General features: G+C 73.4%; 21 protein-coding genes and 1 tRNA gene. 12 read left to right on the forward strand and 10 right to left on the reverse strand.

Going from position 1 to position 16,972, the window contains the following annotated elements; translation table 11 throughout:
- Nucleotides 1-34: 34 nt before the first annotated feature.
- The 3 genes from larC to larE all read right to left on the reverse strand — a co-directional run bounded on the left by larC (nt 35) and on the right by larE (nt 2,837).
- A complete protein-coding gene (larC, locus tag FB388_RS27455) occupies nt 35-1,183 on the reverse strand; it encodes a nickel pincer cofactor biosynthesis protein LarC (protein WP_142105018.1) in 1,149 nt (382 codons plus the stop codon).
- A complete protein-coding gene (larB, locus tag FB388_RS27460) occupies nt 1,180-1,866 on the reverse strand; it encodes a nickel pincer cofactor biosynthesis protein LarB (protein ID WP_246122455.1) in 687 nt (228 codons plus the stop codon). Before larB ends, larC begins: the two co-directional genes overlap by 4 nt.
- A 143-nt stretch (nt 1,867-2,009) precedes the next feature.
- The gene (gene larE, locus FB388_RS27465; protein ID WP_246122457.1) at nt 2,010-2,837 is read right to left on the reverse strand and encodes an ATP-dependent sacrificial sulfur transferase LarE; all 828 of its coding nucleotides are present in this window, start codon (nt 2,835-2,837) and stop codon (nt 2,010-2,012) included.
- 82 nt (nt 2,838-2,919) lie between these two features.
- Here larE and FB388_RS27470 point away from each other — a divergent pair, with 82 nt between their 5' ends.
- From FB388_RS27470 to FB388_RS27485, 4 genes are all read left to right on the forward strand, one after another.
- A complete protein-coding gene (locus tag FB388_RS27470) occupies nt 2,920-3,291 on the forward strand; it encodes an STAS domain-containing protein (protein ID WP_142105020.1) in 372 nt (123 codons plus the stop codon).
- Between the two features lie 78 nt (nt 3,292-3,369).
- Nucleotides 3,370-3,810, forward strand: coding sequence for an ATP-binding protein (locus FB388_RS27475; RefSeq protein WP_142105021.1), 441 nt, complete (start codon nt 3,370-3,372; stop codon nt 3,808-3,810).
- Nucleotides 3,807-4,586 carry a SigB/SigF/SigG family RNA polymerase sigma factor gene (locus FB388_RS27480; RefSeq protein WP_142105022.1) on the forward strand — a complete coding sequence of 260 codons (780 nt, stop codon included), beginning with the start codon at nt 3,807-3,809 and terminating at the stop codon, nt 4,584-4,586. The genes FB388_RS27475 and FB388_RS27480 overlap by 4 nt, the downstream gene beginning before the upstream one ends.
- A 38-nt stretch (nt 4,587-4,624) precedes the next feature.
- Nucleotides 4,625-5,848: an NAD(P)/FAD-dependent oxidoreductase gene (locus FB388_RS27485; RefSeq protein ID WP_142105023.1), complete on the forward strand. Its 1,224-nt coding sequence runs from the start codon at nt 4,625-4,627 to the stop codon at nt 5,846-5,848.
- A gap of 78 nt (nt 5,849-5,926) precedes the next feature.
- On the opposite strand, the gene FB388_RS27490 is transcribed toward FB388_RS27485, so the two are convergent.
- Entirely contained in the window at nt 5,927-6,148 is a 222-nt protein-coding gene (locus tag FB388_RS27490) for a DUF3618 domain-containing protein (RefSeq protein ID WP_142105024.1), read from the reverse strand.
- An 80-nt stretch (nt 6,149-6,228) separates the two neighbouring features.
- Here FB388_RS27490 and bcp point away from each other — a divergent pair, with 80 nt between their 5' ends.
- Complete coding sequence (bcp, locus tag FB388_RS27495) at nt 6,229-6,696, forward strand: thioredoxin-dependent thiol peroxidase (protein WP_142105025.1); 468 nt, start codon at nt 6,229-6,231, stop codon at nt 6,694-6,696.
- Here bcp and FB388_RS27500 read toward each other — a convergent pair whose 3' ends face one another.
- The 3 genes from FB388_RS27500 to FB388_RS27510 all read right to left on the reverse strand — a co-directional run bounded on the left by FB388_RS27500 (nt 6,697) and on the right by FB388_RS27510 (nt 9,398).
- Nucleotides 6,697-7,248 carry a hypothetical protein gene (locus FB388_RS27500; RefSeq protein ID WP_142105026.1) on the reverse strand — a complete coding sequence of 184 codons (552 nt, stop codon included), beginning with the start codon at nt 7,246-7,248 and terminating at the stop codon, nt 6,697-6,699.
- Between the two features lie 63 nt (nt 7,249-7,311).
- Nucleotides 7,312-8,646 carry a 6-phospho-beta-glucosidase gene (locus tag FB388_RS27505; protein ID WP_142105027.1) on the reverse strand — a complete coding sequence of 445 codons (1,335 nt, stop codon included), beginning with the start codon at nt 8,644-8,646 and terminating at the stop codon, nt 7,312-7,314.
- Nucleotides 8,643-9,398: a DeoR/GlpR family DNA-binding transcription regulator gene (locus tag FB388_RS27510; protein WP_142105028.1), complete on the reverse strand. Its 756-nt coding sequence runs from the start codon at nt 9,396-9,398 to the stop codon at nt 8,643-8,645. Before FB388_RS27510 ends, FB388_RS27505 begins: the two co-directional genes overlap by 4 nt.
- Nucleotides 9,399-9,539: 141 nt before the next feature.
- Here FB388_RS27510 and FB388_RS27515 point away from each other — a divergent pair, with 141 nt between their 5' ends.
- The 6 genes from FB388_RS27515 to FB388_RS27540 all read left to right on the forward strand — a co-directional run bounded on the left by FB388_RS27515 (nt 9,540) and on the right by FB388_RS27540 (nt 14,294).
- Complete coding sequence (locus FB388_RS27515) at nt 9,540-10,682, forward strand: carbohydrate kinase family protein (protein WP_425468574.1); 1,143 nt, start codon at nt 9,540-9,542, stop codon at nt 10,680-10,682.
- Between the two features lie 9 nt (nt 10,683-10,691).
- Nucleotides 10,692-12,047: an extracellular solute-binding protein gene (locus tag FB388_RS27520; RefSeq protein WP_142105029.1), complete on the forward strand. Its 1,356-nt coding sequence runs from the start codon at nt 10,692-10,694 to the stop codon at nt 12,045-12,047.
- Nucleotides 12,040-12,957, forward strand: a complete 918-nt coding sequence (locus FB388_RS27525; RefSeq protein ID WP_142105030.1) for a carbohydrate ABC transporter permease — start codon at nt 12,040-12,042, stop codon at nt 12,955-12,957. The genes FB388_RS27520 and FB388_RS27525 overlap by 8 nt, the downstream gene beginning before the upstream one ends.
- The gene (locus FB388_RS27530) at nt 12,954-13,754 is read left to right on the forward strand and encodes a carbohydrate ABC transporter permease (protein WP_142105031.1); all 801 of its coding nucleotides are present in this window, start codon (nt 12,954-12,956) and stop codon (nt 13,752-13,754) included. The genes FB388_RS27525 and FB388_RS27530 overlap by 4 nt, the downstream gene beginning before the upstream one ends.
- Nucleotides 13,755-13,765: 11 nt before the next feature.
- A complete protein-coding gene (locus FB388_RS27535; RefSeq protein ID WP_142105032.1) occupies nt 13,766-14,125 on the forward strand; it encodes an MmcQ/YjbR family DNA-binding protein in 360 nt (119 codons plus the stop codon).
- Between the two features lie 96 nt (nt 14,126-14,221).
- A tRNA-Leu gene (locus tag FB388_RS27540) sits at nt 14,222-14,294 on the forward strand.
- Nucleotides 14,295-14,300: 6 nt separating this feature from the next.
- On the opposite strand, the gene FB388_RS27545 is transcribed toward FB388_RS27540, so the two are convergent.
- On the reverse strand, nt 14,301-14,957 hold the full coding sequence (locus FB388_RS27545) for a TVP38/TMEM64 family protein (RefSeq protein ID WP_142105033.1): 657 nt from the start codon (nt 14,955-14,957) through the stop codon (nt 14,301-14,303).
- 93 nt (nt 14,958-15,050) lie between these two features.
- Here FB388_RS27545 and pcaC point away from each other — a divergent pair, with 93 nt between their 5' ends.
- Nucleotides 15,051-15,449 carry a 4-carboxymuconolactone decarboxylase gene (pcaC, locus tag FB388_RS27550; protein ID WP_142105034.1) on the forward strand — a complete coding sequence of 133 codons (399 nt, stop codon included), beginning with the start codon at nt 15,051-15,053 and terminating at the stop codon, nt 15,447-15,449.
- 129 nt (nt 15,450-15,578) lie between these two features.
- On the opposite strand, the gene rdgB is transcribed toward pcaC, so the two are convergent.
- Nucleotides 15,579-16,169, reverse strand: coding sequence for an RdgB/HAM1 family non-canonical purine NTP pyrophosphatase (rdgB, locus tag FB388_RS27555; protein ID WP_142105035.1), 591 nt, complete (start codon nt 16,167-16,169; stop codon nt 15,579-15,581).
- The gene (gene rph, locus FB388_RS27560; protein WP_142105036.1) at nt 16,166-16,918 is read right to left on the reverse strand and encodes a ribonuclease PH; all 753 of its coding nucleotides are present in this window, start codon (nt 16,916-16,918) and stop codon (nt 16,166-16,168) included. Before rph ends, rdgB begins: the two co-directional genes overlap by 4 nt.
- Nucleotides 16,919-16,972: the final 54 nt, after the last annotated feature.

Genomic DNA, 16,972 nt, shown 5'->3' on the forward strand with positions numbered 1-16,972 from the left:
TGTTACCCGAGGCTATGTGGGTGCCCGGGGCCGGTCAACGGAACTCGTCTGATATGTGAGCAGCCAAACGTCCGATGTCTAGCGCGCGGCCCGCGACGTCCCGCAGCGGGAGATCGAGAGCCGCCGCTGCTGCGACGACGTCGTCGTGCTCGGGCTTCGCACCCCACGGGCCGTGCTTGAGCCGGATCGGGTGACCCTCGACGTCCACCGTGGTCGTGTGCCGGGGCAGGGCGGCGCGGTCGACGTGCGTGCGACGCAGGCCGAGGCTTCCGGTCTCGGCGAGCACGACCCGCTCGCAGGCCGCCGCGCGCTCGGGCGTCACCAGCACGTGGACGGTGTGGGCCGGCCTGCCCTTCTTCATGACGATCGGCGAGAGCCACGCGTCCGCGGCGCCGGCGTCGAGCAGCCTGCCGACGAGGTGGCCGAGCACCTCGCCCGTGACGTCGTCGACGTTCGTCTCCAGCAGCAGCATCCGCTCGTCCTGGCCGGCGGTTGCGCCGAGCAGTGCCTGGAGCACGTTGGCCCGGCCGGCCGGGTCGCGCCCGCCCGCGCCGTAGCCGACGCCCTGCAGCGCCATCGCCGGCAGCGGGCCGAACCGCGCCCCGGCGGCGAGCAGCAGGGCCGCCCCGGTTGGTGTCACCGTCTCGCCCTCCCCCGCGCCGACGACCGGCGCACCGGCCCGCGCCAGGAGCGCCGCGGTGGCCGGCGCGGGCACCGGCAGCACGCCGTGGCGGGTCCGGACGGTGCCCGAGCCCAGCGTGAGCGCCCCGCAGTGCACCTCGGCGACGCCGAGGAGCTCGAGGGCGGCGGCCACACCGACCGTGTCGACGACGGTGTCCAGCCCGCCGATCTCGTGCAGGTGCACCCGGGCCGGGTCGATGCCGTGGATCCCGGCCTCCACCTCGGCGATCTCCCGCACGGCACGCGCCGCGACCGGCACGTCGGCGACGCGGTCGAGCAGCTCGGCCGCATGCCGTTCGGTGGCGGTGTCGGTGACCTCGACGACGGCCCGCGTGGCGCCGATCCCGCCGCGCGTGACGCGCTCGGCGCGCAGCTCCCAGCCGTCCAGTCCCGTGCGGGCCACCGCGGCCCGCACCCCGTCGAGCGGGGCACCGAGGTCCAGCAGCGCTCCCAGCAGCATGTCGCCGGAGATCCCGCTGAACGGGTTGAGCCAGAGGATCACCGGGCGACCCGCTGGGCCGTCATGCGCAGCGCCATCCGGTGTGCCGCGATCGCCGCGCCGAACCCGGAGTCGATGTTCACCACCACCACCCCTGCGGCACACGAGCTGAGCATCGCCAGCAGCGGCGTGACGCCCTCGAACACCGCCCCGTACCCGACGGAGGTCGGCACCGCGATCACCGGGCAACCCACCAGCCCACCCACGACGCTGGGCAGCGCGCCCTCCATGCCGGCCACGCAGATCACCGCATCGGCCGCGGCGAGCCGCTCGGTCTCGGCGAGCAGCCGGTGCACGCCGGCCACCCCCACGTCGCGCACCTCGTCCACCTGCAGCCCGATCGCGGTGGCGACCGCCGCCGCCTCGGCCGCCACCGGCCAGTCAGACGTGCCGGCCGACGCCACCACCACCCGGAACGGCCGTGGTGCCGCGGGGCGCCAGACCAGCAGCCGGGCAACGGGGTCGTAGCTCCCGCCCTCGACGGCGGCGCCCACCTCGGCTGCGTCGTCGGCGGCGATCCGGCTGACCAGCACCGGGCCCTCGTTGCCGGCCAGCAGCGACCGCACCACGCCGACGACCTGCTCGACCGTCTTCCCGGGGCCGTACACGACCTCCGGGAGGCCGAGCCGCGCCTCCCGGTCCGTGTCGGGCCGGGCGAACCCGAGGTCGTCGAAGCCACCGCTCAATTGCCTCCGCTCCGCTCCGGCGTGCTCGCGGGCCCTCGAGGCGCCGCCCCGCTCCTCCGGTGCTCGGTCGCTCGTTCCTCGCTCCCTGCGCGCCTCCCCCGCCGGGCGGCGCCGGCCCGCGAGCGGCGGTTCATGCTCAGCCATCATCGGGAGGTCGGCATGCCGAGCAGCACGTTCATCCGCCCGCTCGCGAAGCCCTGCAGGTCGAGCGCGCAGAACTCGAAACCGGCGCCGCGGACGGCCGCGTCCAGCTCGGACCGGAGCTCCGCGGCCCGGGGCACGTCGTCGGCCGGCACCTCGACGCGGGCCACCGCCCCGCCGCCGTGTGCCCGCACCCGGCAGACCGGGAAGCCCAGCCCGCGCACCGCCTCCTCGGCCAGCTCGATGCGATGCAGCACCTCGGGCGTGACCGGGTCGCCGTACGCGACGCGAGAGGCGAGGCACGCGGCCGCCGGCTTCTCGGCCGTTACGAGGCCGAGCGCCGCGCTGACCCGCCGCACGTCGGACTTGCCGAACCCGGCGTCGAGCAGCGGCGCGATCGCCCCGCGCGCGACCGCCGCCGCCTGGCCGGGCCGGTGGTCGCCGAGGTCGTCGGTGTTGGTGCCGAGCGCGATCCGTGCGCCGGAGAGCGCGGCCAGTGGGGCGAGCGCGTCGAAGAGCGCGGACTTGCAGTGGTAGCAGCGGTCCCCGCTGTTGGCGACGTACTCGGGCCGGTCGAGCTCGTCGGTGGCGACCTCCACGTGCGCGATCCCGTGGGCCGTGGCGAACGCCCTGGCGGCCGCCCGCTCGCTGCGCGGCAGGCTCGCCGACACGGCCGTGACGGCCACGGCCCGCTCCCCGAGCTCCTGCGCCGCGACGGCCGCGACGAGCGCCGAGTCGACCCCGCCGGAGTAGGCGACCAGCAGCCGCGGCTCGGCGCGCACCCGCTCCCGGAGCGCCGCCAGCTTCACCTCATCAGACGTCTCGGCCACGCACCGCACTCTAAGCGGGTGATGCGCCTCTTGGCAGCGGATGTGCGCGGTAGGGTCGGCCGTCCGAGGGCGGAGGTGAGAGATGGGCGAAGCGGGCCTGCCATGCCCGGGATTCCTCGACGCATCGCTGACCCGGCCGTTCCCGGACACCGCCGTACTCGCGGTGCGGGGTGAGATCGACACGCTCACCGCGCCCGCGTTCACGGCAGCCACCGACGATCTGCTCAGCGCATCGGGCGATATTCTCGTGATGGACCTCACGGAGGTCCGGTTCCTCGCCTCCAGTGGCCTCGCCGTCCTGATCAAAGCGGCGCACCGGGCCGAGGACCGCGGCATCCGGCTACAGCTGGTCATCTCGAGTCGCGCGGTGCGGCGCCCGCTCGAGATCACCGGAACGGCCGCGCTCTTCGACCTGCACCCCGATCCGGAGTCCGCATACGGGGGGCGCGATTGAGGCCGCGAACATCAGGTAGCAAGATATGCCCGCCGGTGCGGTGACCGCACCCGACTGACCGGAAGGAGACCCGGCAGCGTGACCGACCTGGACTCCCCCTCGCCCGCCGACGCGCTCGACGGGGCATCGACCGTGGAGGTCCGGACGTCGGCGAGCGCCGCGCTGATCCCGACGATCCGCGCGGTCGCCTCCGACCTGGCCGCGCGGGCCGACTTCGACCTCGACGCCATCTCCGACCTGCGGATGGCCGTGGACGAGGCCTGCGCCACGCTTGTCGACGTCGCCGCCCCCACCTCCTGGCTGCGCTGCACGTTCCTGGTGCGTCCGGAACGCATCGAGGTGCACGCGCAGGTGCAGACGAAGCACGCCGAGGCGGTGGTCTCCACGGACACCTTCGGCTGGCGCGTGTTGCAGACCCTCGCCGACGAGGTCACCGTGCACCACGATCCCGGCCGCGACGGCCCCGGGCCCACCGTGGGAATCCGGTTGGACAAGCGCTCCGGCGACGTGATGCGGTGACCCGAGCAGACCCCGAGTACGGTCACCTGTCGCCCCTCCTCGAACGCTACGCCTCACTGCCGGCCGATCATCCGGACCGGGAGAAGCTGCGTGACGACCTCGTGCGGGGGTTCCTCCCGGTGGCCCAGCACATCGCTCGCCGCTTCTCCAACCGCGGCGAGCCACTCGACGACCTCGTGCAGGTCGCCACGGTCGGGTTGATCAACGCGATCGACCGCTACTCCCCCGACCGCGGCACCGACTTCTTCTCGTTCGCCGTGCCCACCATCAGCGGCGAGGTCCGGCGCCACTTCCGCGACCTCGGCTGGTCGATGCGGGTCCCGCGGCGGCTCAAGGACCTCCACGTCTCGATCAACGGCGCGGTGTCCGAGCTGTCGCAGAGCCTGGGCCGCGCACCCAAACCCACCGAGATCGCCGAGCGGCTCGGGGTGCCCGTGTCCGAGGTGCTGGAGGGCCTGGAGGCGTCCGAGGCGTACCGCAGCTCGTCCCTCGACGAGATGCTCTCCTCGGAGCAGGGCAGCGCCACCGTCGGTGAGCTGGTGGGCGCGGCCGACGCCGAGCTCGACCGCGTCGACTTCCGGCAGGCGTTGCGCCCGGTCCTCGCCGAGCTCGCCGAGCGCGAGCGCACGATCGTGCTGCTGCGGTTCTTCGGCAACATGACCCAGACCCAGATCGCCGACCGGGTCGGCATCTCCCAGATGCACGTGTCCCGGTTGCTGGCCCAGACCCTCGACCGGCTGCGCAGCCGGCTGGACCCCGAGACCCGCGTCGGCTGACCCCTGCGACACAATCCGGGGCGCTGGAGGGGGACATCATGACCGGTCAGCCGGAGCACGTGGTGATCGTCGGCGCCGGGCTGGGTGGGCTGCGCACGGCACAGCAGCTGCGCTCGGCCGGGCTGCAGGGCCGGGTCAGCATCGTCGGTGCCGAGCCGCGCCTGCCCTACGACCGGCCGCCGCTGTCGAAACAGCTGCTCACGGGCGAGTGGGACGCGGAGCGCACCGGGCTGGCCGGTCAGGACGCGTTCGACGAGCTCGGCGTCCGCGCCCATCTCGGCAACCCCGCGGTGGCCCTGCGCCCCGGCGACCGGACCCACGAGCTGGAGCTGGCCGACGGGGCCGCACTGCACGCCGACGCGGTGGTGATCGCCACCGGGCTCGTCGCAAGGGAGCTCCCGGACCAGCCCGCGCATGTGCACACCCTGCGCACCCTCGACGACGCGCTTGCCCTGCGGGCCGCGCTGGAGACCGCCGACTCGCTGCTCGTCGTCGGAGCCGGGTTCATCGGGGCCGAGGTGGCGAGCTCCGCCCGCACCCGCGGGGTCGCCGTCACCGTCGTGGAGGCGCTCGACGTGCCCGCGGTCCACGCGCTCGGGCCGCAGCTGGGGCCGCTCGCCGGCCGGCTGCTCACCGAGGGCGGTGTCGAGCTGCACACCGGCGCCAAGATCACCCGGTTCGGGGACGCGCCGCACGGGGTCGCGGTCGAGCTCGCCGACGGCAGGCAGCTCGCCGCGGACGTCGCGCTCGTCGGGATCGGCGCCGTGCCGCGCCTGGACTGGCTGGCCGGCACCGGCCTCGACACGTCCGCCGGGATCGCGTGCGGTCCGACGGGACGCGTGCACGGCATGGACGGCGTGTGGGCCCTCGGCGACGTCGCGGCCTGGCACGACCCGGCGCACGGCGGGCGGCACCGCCACGAGCACTGGACGAGCGCAGGCGACCAGGCCGCCGTCGTGGCCCGGGACGTCCTGGCCGCTCCACCCCCGCCGCCCGCGGTGCCCTACTGCTGGTCCGACCAGTTCGGGCTCAAGATCCAGATCCTGGGGCGGCCGGAGCTGGGCGAGGAGGTCGTGCCGCTGCACGGCACCGGCCTCGACGGCGGTCCGGTGCGCGGCACGGTGGCGGCCTACGTCGCGGGCGACCGGGTGGTGGCCGTGGCGGGCTTCGGCGCCGCCCGCCTGGTGGCCCGGTACCGCCCGCTGGTGGCCGCGGGCGCCCCCGTATCCGAGGCACGCGCCACGGCAGCTGCTCTCTCCTGAGCTCCGCCCCGTTCCGACGAACGGCGCGTTCGTCGGATAGGTACCGACGAAGGCGCCGCTCGTCGGAAGCGGATCGCGTCAGCGGAAGAGTTTGCGGAGCAGGGCGAAGACCAGGAGCGCGCCGATGGCCATCAGGCCGTAGCGGATCCGCGGGTCGGCGAGGCGGTCCTGCACGTTCTCCCTACCGGCCGCCACCAGGTGCTTCGGGTGGGCGCGCTCCGAGAGCTCGTCGAGGCTGTCCGCGAGCGCTTCCCTCGCCTGTTCGATCTCGCGCTGGATGGTGTCCGGGTCGCGGGGCAAGACGCCTCCTGGTGGTGCGTTCGACTTCACTTGCGGAGGGTGCCACCGTAGATCAGCGGCTGGAGTGCCAGTATCGCGGCATGACGACCCGTCTGGCCCCCGGCGACACGGCTCCCGACTTCACTCTCCCCGATGCGGACGGCAAGCCCGTGTCCCTGTCGGACTACCGCGGCCGCCGGGTGATCGTCTACTTCTACCCGGCCGCGAGCACACCCGGCTGCACCAAGCAGGCCTGCGACTTCCGCGACAACCTCGCCGAGCTCGGCGACGCCGGCCTCGACGTCATCGGGGTCTCGCCGGACAAGCAGGCGAAGCTCGCGAAGTTCCGCGACGCGGAGGGCCTGACGTTCCCGCTGCTCTCCGACGTCGACAAGGAGGTGCTCACGGCATGGGGCGCCTTCGGCGAGAAGCAGATGTACGGCAAGACCGTCACCGGCGTGATCCGGTCGACGTTCGTGGTCGACCCGGAGGGGAAGATCGAGCAGGCGCTCTACAACGTCCGCGCCACCGGTCACGTCGCGAAGCTGCGGAAGGACCTCAAGGTCTGATCATCGGGGCCGGGCCCGCACCGCCTGCAGCAGGTTCTCGGCGACCGAGGGGTCCCGCGACGCCTGCCGGAGGATCTCCGCGACGTCTCGTGCCTCCGCCGTGTCCGGATGAGCGGTGCCGAGCGTGCGGGACAGGCTGCCGACGTTGCGCTCGGCCACCAGATGGGCCTCGTCGAAGCGTTCCAGGCGCACGAGCACGGACATCAGCGCGCGGCGGCGCGTGACGGTCCTCGGGTCGTCGAACCCGGGGTGCCACTCGTCGTAGTCCACCAGCTTGCGGGCGACCGGGGCGAGCTCCTCCCATCGGCCGGCCCGCAGGTACCGCCGGGCCCGGGCGTGCAGGCTGACGACCCGAACGACGGCGACGCCGGCCTGCACGCTCCCGTAGGCGAACCCCCCGCCGATGGTGGCGAGGACGAAGACGAACGTGATCGGGTCGGCGCCGATGGCGTCCAGGGCCATCAGCCCCAGCCCCATCAACCCGACGGCGACCCCGAACCCGAGCAGTCCTCCGACGATGCCCTCGATGGCCTTCCGCCGTCGCTCCCCCACCGTTGCCTCCTCGTCCGTCACCCACCGGTGAGGACGACCCGCTGGAGGCGGCCGGGGTTGGGGTTATCCCAGGATCTCGGCGATACCCGGGAGCTGCCTGCGGTAGCCGTCGAGGAGCCGCTGCGCCACGCCGACCGAGTCGACCAGCGGGTGCTGGGCGAACGCGCGCAGCGCCAGTACGTCCGACCCCGTGGCGGCGGCCTCGATCGTGTCCTGCTCCACCGCCTTGACCTGCTGCAGCAGGCCCAGCATCGCGCCGGGCAGCGGGGCGGTTGCCAGTGGCGTGACGCCGTGCGCGCCCACCAGGCAGGGCACCTCCACCACCGCGTCGGCGGGTAGCCCGGGAACCGCGGCGCCGTTGCGGACGTCGAGGATCATCGTGCGTGGCACTCCGCCCGACAGCGCCGCCATCAGCTCGAGCGCCACCTGCTGGTAGCCACCGCCTGCGACGTCCTCGGCCGCGCGCTCCCCGGCGCCGCTCGCCTCCCGGCTCTCGGCCATGTAGCTGGCGTCGCGCTCCGCGCGCACCCGCGTCCAGCGCTCCAGTGCGCGGGCCGGGTCGGCCGCGGTGTCGGCGTAGAACCGCTCCTGCTGGGCGAGCAGGTACTCCCCGCGGGTGCTCTCCGCCGCGCCGATCGCCGCGACCGCCTCCCGGTTCCGGTAGAAGTAGTAGAGGTACTCGTTGGGCAGGGCCCCGATCGCGCGCACCCAGTCGGCGCCGACCAGCCGCACCTCCTCGATGGAGGCGAGCGCGGCGTCGTCGGCCAGCAGGTCAGGAAGCCGGTCCACCCCGTTCACCCGCAGGCCGCGCAGCCAGCCCAGGTGGTTGAGCCCCACGTACTCCACCACCGGCTCGGCGGGCACCTCGATCCCGAGCCCGGTCAGCGCCCGCGCGGCCCGCTGCGCGAGCCCGATCGGCGAGTCGCAGATGCCCACCACGCGCTCGCCCAGCACCCGCTGCATGGCCTCGGTGATCATCCCGGCCGGGTTGGTGAAGTTGATGACCCATGCGTCCGGCGCCACCGCGGCCACCCGCTCGGCGACGTGCAGCGCGACCGGCACCGTCCGCAGCCCGTACGCGATCCCGCCCGGACCGGTGGTCTCCTGGCCGAGCACGCCGCAGCCGAGGGCCACCCGCTCGTCCACGGTGCGCCCGGCGAGCCCGTCCACGCGGATCGCGGAGAACACGAACCGCGCACCGGCGAGGGCGTCGTCCAGGTCGGTGGTGGCGCGCACCGACGGGCCGCCGCCGGACTGCTCGAGCACCGCCTGGATCGCGGCGAGCCGATCGGGGGCGACGTCGTGCAGGACCACCTCGCTGATCGGGGACGAGTCCCCGAGCGCGCGGTAGACGAGCGGCACGCGGAACCCGCCTCCGCCGAGGATCGTGAGTTTCATGCCAGCAGGATCTCCGTGCCTGCCGCGGAGCACGCGGCGAGCGTGCCTGCGTCGGCGCCCTCGTTGGTGACGATCACGTCGACCCGCTCGGGCCCGCACACGCTGAGCAGCCCGGTGCCGGGGAACTTGCCGCGGTCGGCCACCACCACGGTCTGCTCGGCCGCGTCGATCATCGCCCGCTTCACCGGGACCTCCACGAGCGTCGAGTCGCGCACCTGGCCGTTGCGGGCGATGCCGCTCGTGCCGAGGAACAGCCGGTGAGCGCGCACCTCGCGCAACGCCTGCTCGGTGAGCATGCCGACGAGCGAGTGGTAGTTGCGCCGCAGGATGCCGCCGAGCACGAGCAGCTCGACGGCCGGGTCGTCGCGCAGCTCGTCAACGACCGCGAGGCTGCTCGTGATCACCGTGATCCGCCTGCTCCGCAGCGCCCGCGCGAGCCGAGCGGTCGTGGTGCCGATGTCGATCAGCACCACGTCGCCGTCGCAGACCAGCTCGGCCGCGGCCCGTGCGACGCGTTCCTTGTCGTCGGCGGCCACCGTGGCCACCTGCGCGAACGGCACCGGGTCGTCGTCCGGGACGCATCCGGCACCGCCCCGGACGCGCCGCAACGCACCTTCGGCGTCGAGCGACTGCAGGTCGCGCCGGATCGTCGAGGGGCTCACGCCGAGGTTCTCGGCCAGCGCCTCCACCGAGACCACACCGGAGGACCGGACCAGGCGCAGGATCTCGCCGTGACGGCTCGCCGGAAGCACCCGCTCACCGTAACGCAGCGGTGCGCAACCGAACAGCCCGCAATGAGCATCTCTGCGCAAATCTGAGCACAAATGGTTGCCATCTGCGCACCTCACCGGCAGGATCCCGAGCAGGCGAGCCGATGACAGGTGGTGCAGGCAGTGACCGGCGCGATCGTGGAGACCCCTCACGAGCCCATGTGGTGGGACCCGCTCGCCGACCTGCGCGACGCCGACTCCCCCGCCATCGACGTCTTCATGTCCGGCACCGTGTTCCTCGACATCGTGTTCACCGGGCTGCCGAACGCGCCCGCCGCGGGCACCGAGGTGTGGGCCGAGGGCATGGCGTCCTGCCCCGGCGGCATCGCCAACCTCGCCGTGGCCACCGCGCGGCTGGGCCTGCGCACGAGCCTCGCGGCCGGCTTCGGCGACGACGTCTACGCCGACTTCCTCTGGCAGACCCTCGCCGACCAGGAACGCGTCGACCTCTCCCGGTCGCGGCGGTTCACCGAGTGGCACTCCCCCGTCACCGTGTCCATGGCCGTGCAGCGCGACCGCAGCATGGTCACCCACGGCCACGAGATGCCGATCAGCGCCGACGAGCTCATCGGCGTCCCGCCGCGGTGCCGCGCGGTGATCACCAGCATCGGCGAGGGCGCAGGCGTCCCCGTCCTGCCCTCCTGGGTGGCGCGGTCCCGCCAGGAGGGCGCGCTCGTCTTCGCCGACGCCGGCTGGGACCCAACCGGCGCATGGGACCGCACGCTGCTGCGCACGCTCGCCGGTTGCGACGCGTTCATGCCCAACGCCGTCGAGGCGATGCACTACACCCGCACCGACACCCCGCAGGCCGCGGTGCGCGCGCTCGCCGAGCACGTCCCGTTCGCGGTCGTCACGATGGGCGGCGACGGCGCGATCGCGATCGACGGCGTCACCGGTGAGACGGCCGAGGTGCCCGCGCTGCCGGTCGACGCGCTGGACCCCACCGGGGCGGGCGACGTCTTCGGCGCCGCGCTCGTGCTCGGCACCATCGCCGGTTGGCCCCTCGAACACCGGCTGCGGTTCGCCGGGGTCTCGGCGGCGCTGGCCGTCCACGAGTTCGGCGGCTCCCTCGCCGCCCCGGGATGGGGTGACATCGGTGACTGGTGGCGCCGCACCCGCAACTGCGCCGCCGAGGGGAACCCCCGGTCCCTCGAGCTCGCCGACCGCTACGGGTTCCTCGAGGACCTCGTGCCCCGCACCCACGTGTGCGGGGTGCGGCGGGCCGCTGCCACCATTGCCCGCCACTCCGACGTCACCCGCCCCTGAGGAGCCCCCATGACCAGCCGTCGCGTCGCCGTCGCCGCGCTTCTCGGAGCGCTGGGGCTCCTCGCCGCGGGGTGCACACCGGGGTCGGACAACACGGCCGCCCCGCCCCCCACCGACCGCGCGGTGCAGACCGACATCGCCGCACTCGGGCCGGTCACGCTCACCGTGTGGGACCAGGAGGTCCGCGGCGGGCAGAACGAGCAGATGGAGCGGCTCAACGCCGCGTTCCAGCAGCAGTACCCGAACATCACGATCAAGCGCGACTCGCGCTCATTCGACGACCTCGCCACCACCCTGCGCCTCGCCCTGTCCGGCAACGACGCACCGGACGTCGTGCAGGCCAACAACGGCCGTGCCGACATGGGCGCGTTCGTCGCGGCGGGCGAGCTGCTCCCGCTGGGGCCGTGGGCGCGGGCCTACGGCTGGGACCAGCGCTACCCGGACTCGGTGAGCCAGTACGTGAGCTACAGCCCCGACGGCAAGGTGTTCGGCGAGGGCGAGATGTACGGGCTGCCGCAGGTCGGCGAGGTCGTCGGCATCTACTACAACCCGGCAGAGCTCCAGCGGCTCGGCGTCGCCGTCCCCACCACGTGGGAGCAGTTCGAGGCCGCGCTCGCCGCCGTCAAGGCCGCTGGCACCACCCCCATCGCACTGGGCAACGTCGAGGGCTGGCCCGCCCTGCACGTGTTCGGCACGGTCCAGGACCAGCTGGTGCCCGCCGACCAGATCACCGACCTCGCGTTCGGCCGCAAGGGCGCGTCCTGGACCACCCCGGAGAACACGCAGGCGGCGCAGCGGGTCGCCGAGTGGGCGCGCGCCGGGTACTTCACCGAGGGCGTCAACGGCATCGACGACAACCAGGCGTGGCAGGCGTTCGCCCGCGGCGAGGCGGCGTTCCTCATCGGCGGCTCCTGGTACGCAGCCGACCTCGAGGCCGCGATGGGCCAGAACGTGCGTTTCATGCCGCCCCCGCCGCCCGCCGGGCTCCCCGTCTCCGCCACCGGCGGCACCGGGCTGCCGTTCGCCATAACCAGCGCGAGCGACGCACCCGACGCCGCAGCGGCCTACCTCGACTTCATCACCAGCTCGGACGCGATGCAGGTGCTCACCGAGACCGGCAACCTGCCCGTCGTCGACACCGCGGCGCAGACCCCGCCCGCCGGCCTGTCCCGGGACGTCTTCGCCGCGTTCGCGGCCGTCGCCGACGGCGGCCGGCTGCTGCCCTACCTCGACTACGCCACCCCGACCATGGGCGACACCATGGGTGCCGCGCTGCAGGACCTGCTCTCCGGCGCCCAGCCGCCCGAGGCGGCCCTGTCCAAGGTGGAGGCCGACTACGCAGCCTTCGTCGAGAAGAATGGCTGACACGCTCGTCGCCGAGCCGGCCACCACCGCCCCGGCCCGCCGGGGACGCCTCGGCCCTTCGCCGTGGCACGCGCTGGCCTACGTGGCGCCCGCGCTCGTCGTGTACGCGACGTTCGTGCTCTACCCGCTCGGCCGGGCCGTGCACCTGTCGCTCTTCGAGTGGGACGGGCTGACGCTCGCCACGTTCGTCGGCCTCGGGAACTACGTCGAGGTCCTGACCGACGCCGACCTGCGGGCGGCCTTCGGGCACACGCTCGTCCTGATCGTGTTCTTCGCGCTGCTGCCCACCGCGATCGGGCTCGTGCTGGCCGCCCTGCTCACCCGGGCGCGCCTGCGCGGCCTGCCGTTCTTCCGCACGGTCGTGTTCCTCCCGCAGGTGGTGGCCATGGTGGTGGTCGGCGTCGCGTGGCGGCAGCTCTACGCGCCCGACGGCTCGGTCAACGACCTGCTGTCGCTCGTCGGGCTGGGCGGGGTCGCCCGCGCCTGGCTCGGCGACCCGACGTTCGCGCTGCCGGCCGTCGGCGTCATCGGCACCTGGGTGCAGACCGGGCTCGTCACGCTCCTGCTGATGGCCGGCATCAGCCGCATCCCCGACCAGCTGTACGAGGCGGCCCGGCTCGACGGCGCAGGCCCGGTCCGGGAGTTCTTCGCGATCACGCTGCCGTCGGTGCGCGCCGAGCTGGCCGTCGCGCTGACGCTCACCGTGATCGCCGCGCTCAAGACGTTCGATCTCATCTACATCACCACCGGTGGCGGGCCGGGCAACCGCACGTCGGTGCCCTCGTACGAGGTCTACAACCGGGCGTTCCGGCTCGGCGAGGTCGGCTCTGCGGCCGCGGTGGGCGTCACGCTGACCGTGATCATCTTCGTGATCAACCTCGCGGTCGCGTGGATCGGCGAGCGCCGATGATCTCCCGCACCGAGCGGTCGGCCAACTACGCGATCCTGCTGCTCTTCGCCGTGTTCGCGCTGTGGCCGATCCTCACGATCCTCGCCGGCGCCCTCGGCCCCGACGACGCGGGCGGCCCGGGCGGCCTCGCGAACTTCCCGGCCGCGTGGGCGGAGGGCCGGTTCGGCGGCTCGATGCTCACCAGCGTCGCCGTGTCCGGCTTCGTCGTGGTCGTGGCCGGGGTGCTGTCGATCATGGCGGGCTACGCGTTCGGCACCATGCGCGTGCCCGGCGCCGCCGTGCTGTTCCCGCTGTTCCTGCTCGGACTGATGGTGCCCACCGAGGTCATCGTCGTCCCGCTGTACTTCGACCTGCGCACGTTCGGGCTCACCAACACGTTCTGGGGCATCGCCCTACCGCAGGTGGCGCAGTCGGTCGCCTTCGGCACGTTCTGGATGCGGGCCTACTTCCGGTCCCGCCCGCCGTCGCTGATCGAGGCCGGGCGGCTCGACGGCGCAGGCTCGTGGCGCATCCTCTGGCAGATCCTGGTGCCGCCCGGGCGCCCCGCGATCGTCACGATGGTGGTGCTGACGTTCATGTGGACCTGGAACGAGTTCCTCATCCCCCTCGTCATGGCCACGGACGAGAGCCTGCGCACCGCCCCGCTCGGCCTCGCGTTCTTCCAGGGGCAGTACACGTCCGGCCTCACGCTTCTCGCGGCGGCAGCGGTGATCGTCGCGGCACCGGTCGTGGTGGTGTACCTCTTCCTCCAGCGGCATTTCATCCGCGGCATGCTCGAGGGCGCCGTGCGGGAGTGAAAGGGGGACTCGTGGCCACCGACGACGACGTGCGCCGGATCGCGCTCGCCCTGCCGGGCGTGGAGGAGATCCCGAGCGAGGGCTTCGACTTCCGCGTGGGCGGCAAGGGCTTCGTGTGGTCCTACCCGGAGCGCGAGCCGGGCAGGCGGCGGGTGATCCGCACCGACGTCGCCGTGCTGTACGTCGGAGACGAGGCCGAGAAGCAGGCGCTGCTGCTCGGCGAGCCCGAGCTGTTCTTCACCCACCCCACCTACGACGGCCTGCCGCTGGTGATGGTGTGGCTGGAGAAGGTCAGCCTGGAGCGGCTGGAGGAGCTGGTCCTGGACGCCTGGCGCATGCGCGCTCCGGCGGAGCTGACTGTGGACCTGTGAGCCCGACTTCACACATCCAGCACCCACTTCGCACAGGGCGGGCGCTGTGTGAAGTCCGTGCTGGGTGTGTGAAGTGACCCCGTAGGCTCTCGGCGAGCCGGCGTAGCCCAACGGCAGAGGCGCGATCTTTAGGTGGTCGACAGTGCGGGTTCGAATCCCGCCGCCGGCACGACCCTCACTCGTCTGCGGTGGCCGGCAGTGCCGGCCGCCTCGCCGCGATCAGCGCCCCGGTGAGCCCGACCAGCCCTGAGGTCACCGACACCAGCAGCATCGCCGGGTGCGGGTTCCCACCCACCGCGGCATCGCCCAGGATCACGATCCCGATCGTCCCGGGCAGGACCCCCAGCACGGTGCCCAGCAGGTAGGGCGCGAAGCGCACACCCGAGAGCGCGGAGGCGTAGTTCATCGCCGAGAACGGCACGGCCGGGATCAAGCGCAGCGAGACCATCGCGAGCAGGCCCCTCCGGTCCAGCCGCTGGCGCACCCAGGTCATCACGCGGTGGTCGGCGTGCTTGCGGGCGAACCGGCCCCCCAGCAGCTTGACCAGGAAGAACGCGACGCTGGCGGCCAGCGACGTGCCCGCCACGGCGAGAACCACGCCGGCGATCCCCCCGAACAGCACGCCCGCGGCGACCGTGAACACGGTGCGCGGGACGGGGGTGACCGTGACCATGCCCTGCAGCAGCACGAACAGCAGCGGCGCCCAGAGCCCCGCGGCCTGCACGGCCGTGCGGATGTCCAGCAGGTCGGTGCCCGTCCGGAACAGCAGGAGGGCGACCACGGCGACCACGAGCACACCTGCGCCCGCAGCGGCGATCCGTCCCCAACTCACCCGACCGAAGGTACCGGCGAACGGGAGCGGCCCGTCGGGAAGGGTGGTGCTGGATACCGGCCGTTCACCTCAGCGGCAGCTACGGTGCGGTGCGTGACAACGGAGCAGCCCGCACTCGACCTCGACCCCGACGGCCTCGCCGTTCGCCGCGAGGTGCTCGGGGCCGAGCACGTCGACGCCTCGATCTCCCGCGCCGACGCCGTCACGGCCGACTTCCAGGAGCTGATCACCCGGTACGCGTGGGGCGGCATCTGGACCCGGCCCGGCCTCGACCGGCGGATGCGCAGCGCCATCACCCTCACCGCGCTCGTGGCCCACGGCCACTACACGGAGCTGGAGATGCACCTGCGCGCCGCCCTGCGCAACGGCCTCACCCGCGAGGAGATCGTGGAGGTGCTGCTCCAGAGCGCGATCTACTGCGGCGTCCCCGCCGCCAACTCCGCCTTCGCCGTGGCCCGCCGTGTCCTGGCGGAACCGGACCCGACGGACTGATCCGCACCCAGACCGCAACTCGCGCACACCCAGAGCGCGACTCGCGGATGTCAGGCGCACCACTCCCGCGAGTCGCGGTCTCAGTGCACGCGAGTCGCGGTCTCAGTGCACGCGAGTCGGGCCTGCAGGTCAGGTCAGGGCGTGCAGGTGGGGCAGGAGGGCGCGCATCGCGCGGCCGCGGTGGGAGGCGGCGTCCTTTTCCTCCGGGCCGAGCTCGGCGGAGGTGCGCTCCTCGCCGTCGGGAACGAAGATCGGGTCGTAGCCGAAGCCGTTGGTCCCGCGGGGGGCCCGCACGATCCGGCCGGACCACTCGCCGTGCACCACGGTCTCCGGCCCGCCCGGCACCACGAGCGCCGCCGCGCAGATGAACGCCGCGCCGCGCCGCTCGTCCGGCACGTCGCCGAGCTGGCCCAGCAGCAGCTCGAGGTTGGCGAGGTCGTCGCCGTGGCGACCGCACCAGCGCGCCGACAGCACCCCCGGCATCCCGTTCAGCGCATCGACCGCGAGGCCCGAGTCGTCCGCAACGGACGGCAGGCCCGTGGCGGCGGCGGCGTCCCGCGCCTTGGCGAGCGCGTTCTCGGCGAACGTGGCGCCGGTTTCGGGGGCCTCCGGGAACTCCGGCACGTCGGCGAGGCCGACGACCTCGACCGGGCCGTCGGCGAGCATCCGGCGCAGCTCGGCGAGCTTGCCCGCGTTGCGGGTGGCGAGCAGAACCTTCACGAGCGCCCCGGCAGGTCGCGCGGGTAGGGCTGCGCCAGCGCCTCGGTCTGCAGGTCAGACAGCTGCCGGATGCCGGCGAGCGCGATGTCGAGCATCGAGTCGAGCGTCTTGCGGGTGAACGTGGCTCCCTCGCCGGTGCCCTGCACCTCGATGAGCGTGCCGGTGTCGGTGGCGACGACGTTCGCATCGACCTCGGCGCGGGAGTCCTCCTCGTAGGGCAGGTCGAGCCGCACCCGCCCGTCCACCACCCCGACGCTGACGGCCGCGACCTGGCAGGACAGCGGCTTGGGGTCCGCGAGCGCGCCCTGCGCGCCGAGCCACGTGACGGCGTCGGCCAGCGCCACGTACGCGCCGGTGATCGCGGCGGTGCGGGTGCCGCCGTCGGCCTGGATGACGTCGCAGTCGAGCGCGATGGTGTTCTCGCCGAGCGCTGCGAGGTCGATGCAGGCGCGCAACGAGCGGCCGATCAGCCTGCTGATCTCGTGCGTGCGGCCGCCGACGCGACCCTTCACCGACTCGCGGTCGCTGCGGGTGTTCGTGGCCGACGGCAGCATCGCGTACTCCGCCGTGACCCAGCCGAGACCGGATCCCTTGCGCCAGCGCGGAACGCCCTCCGTGACGCTCGCCGCGCACAGCACCTTCGTGTCCCCGAACTCGACGAGCACCGAGCCCGCCGGGTGCTTCTGGAAGCCCCTGGTGATCTTCACCGGGCGGAGCTCGTCGTCCGACCTGCCGTCTGCGCGTGTCACGGAGCCACCCTATGACCCCGCCTGAACCGGACGTCGCGCCCGCCCGTTGAACGG

This window comes from Pseudonocardia cypriaca (genome assembly GCF_006717045.1).
Taxonomy (GTDB): Bacteria; Actinomycetota; Actinomycetes; order Mycobacteriales; family Pseudonocardiaceae; genus Pseudonocardia; species Pseudonocardia cypriaca.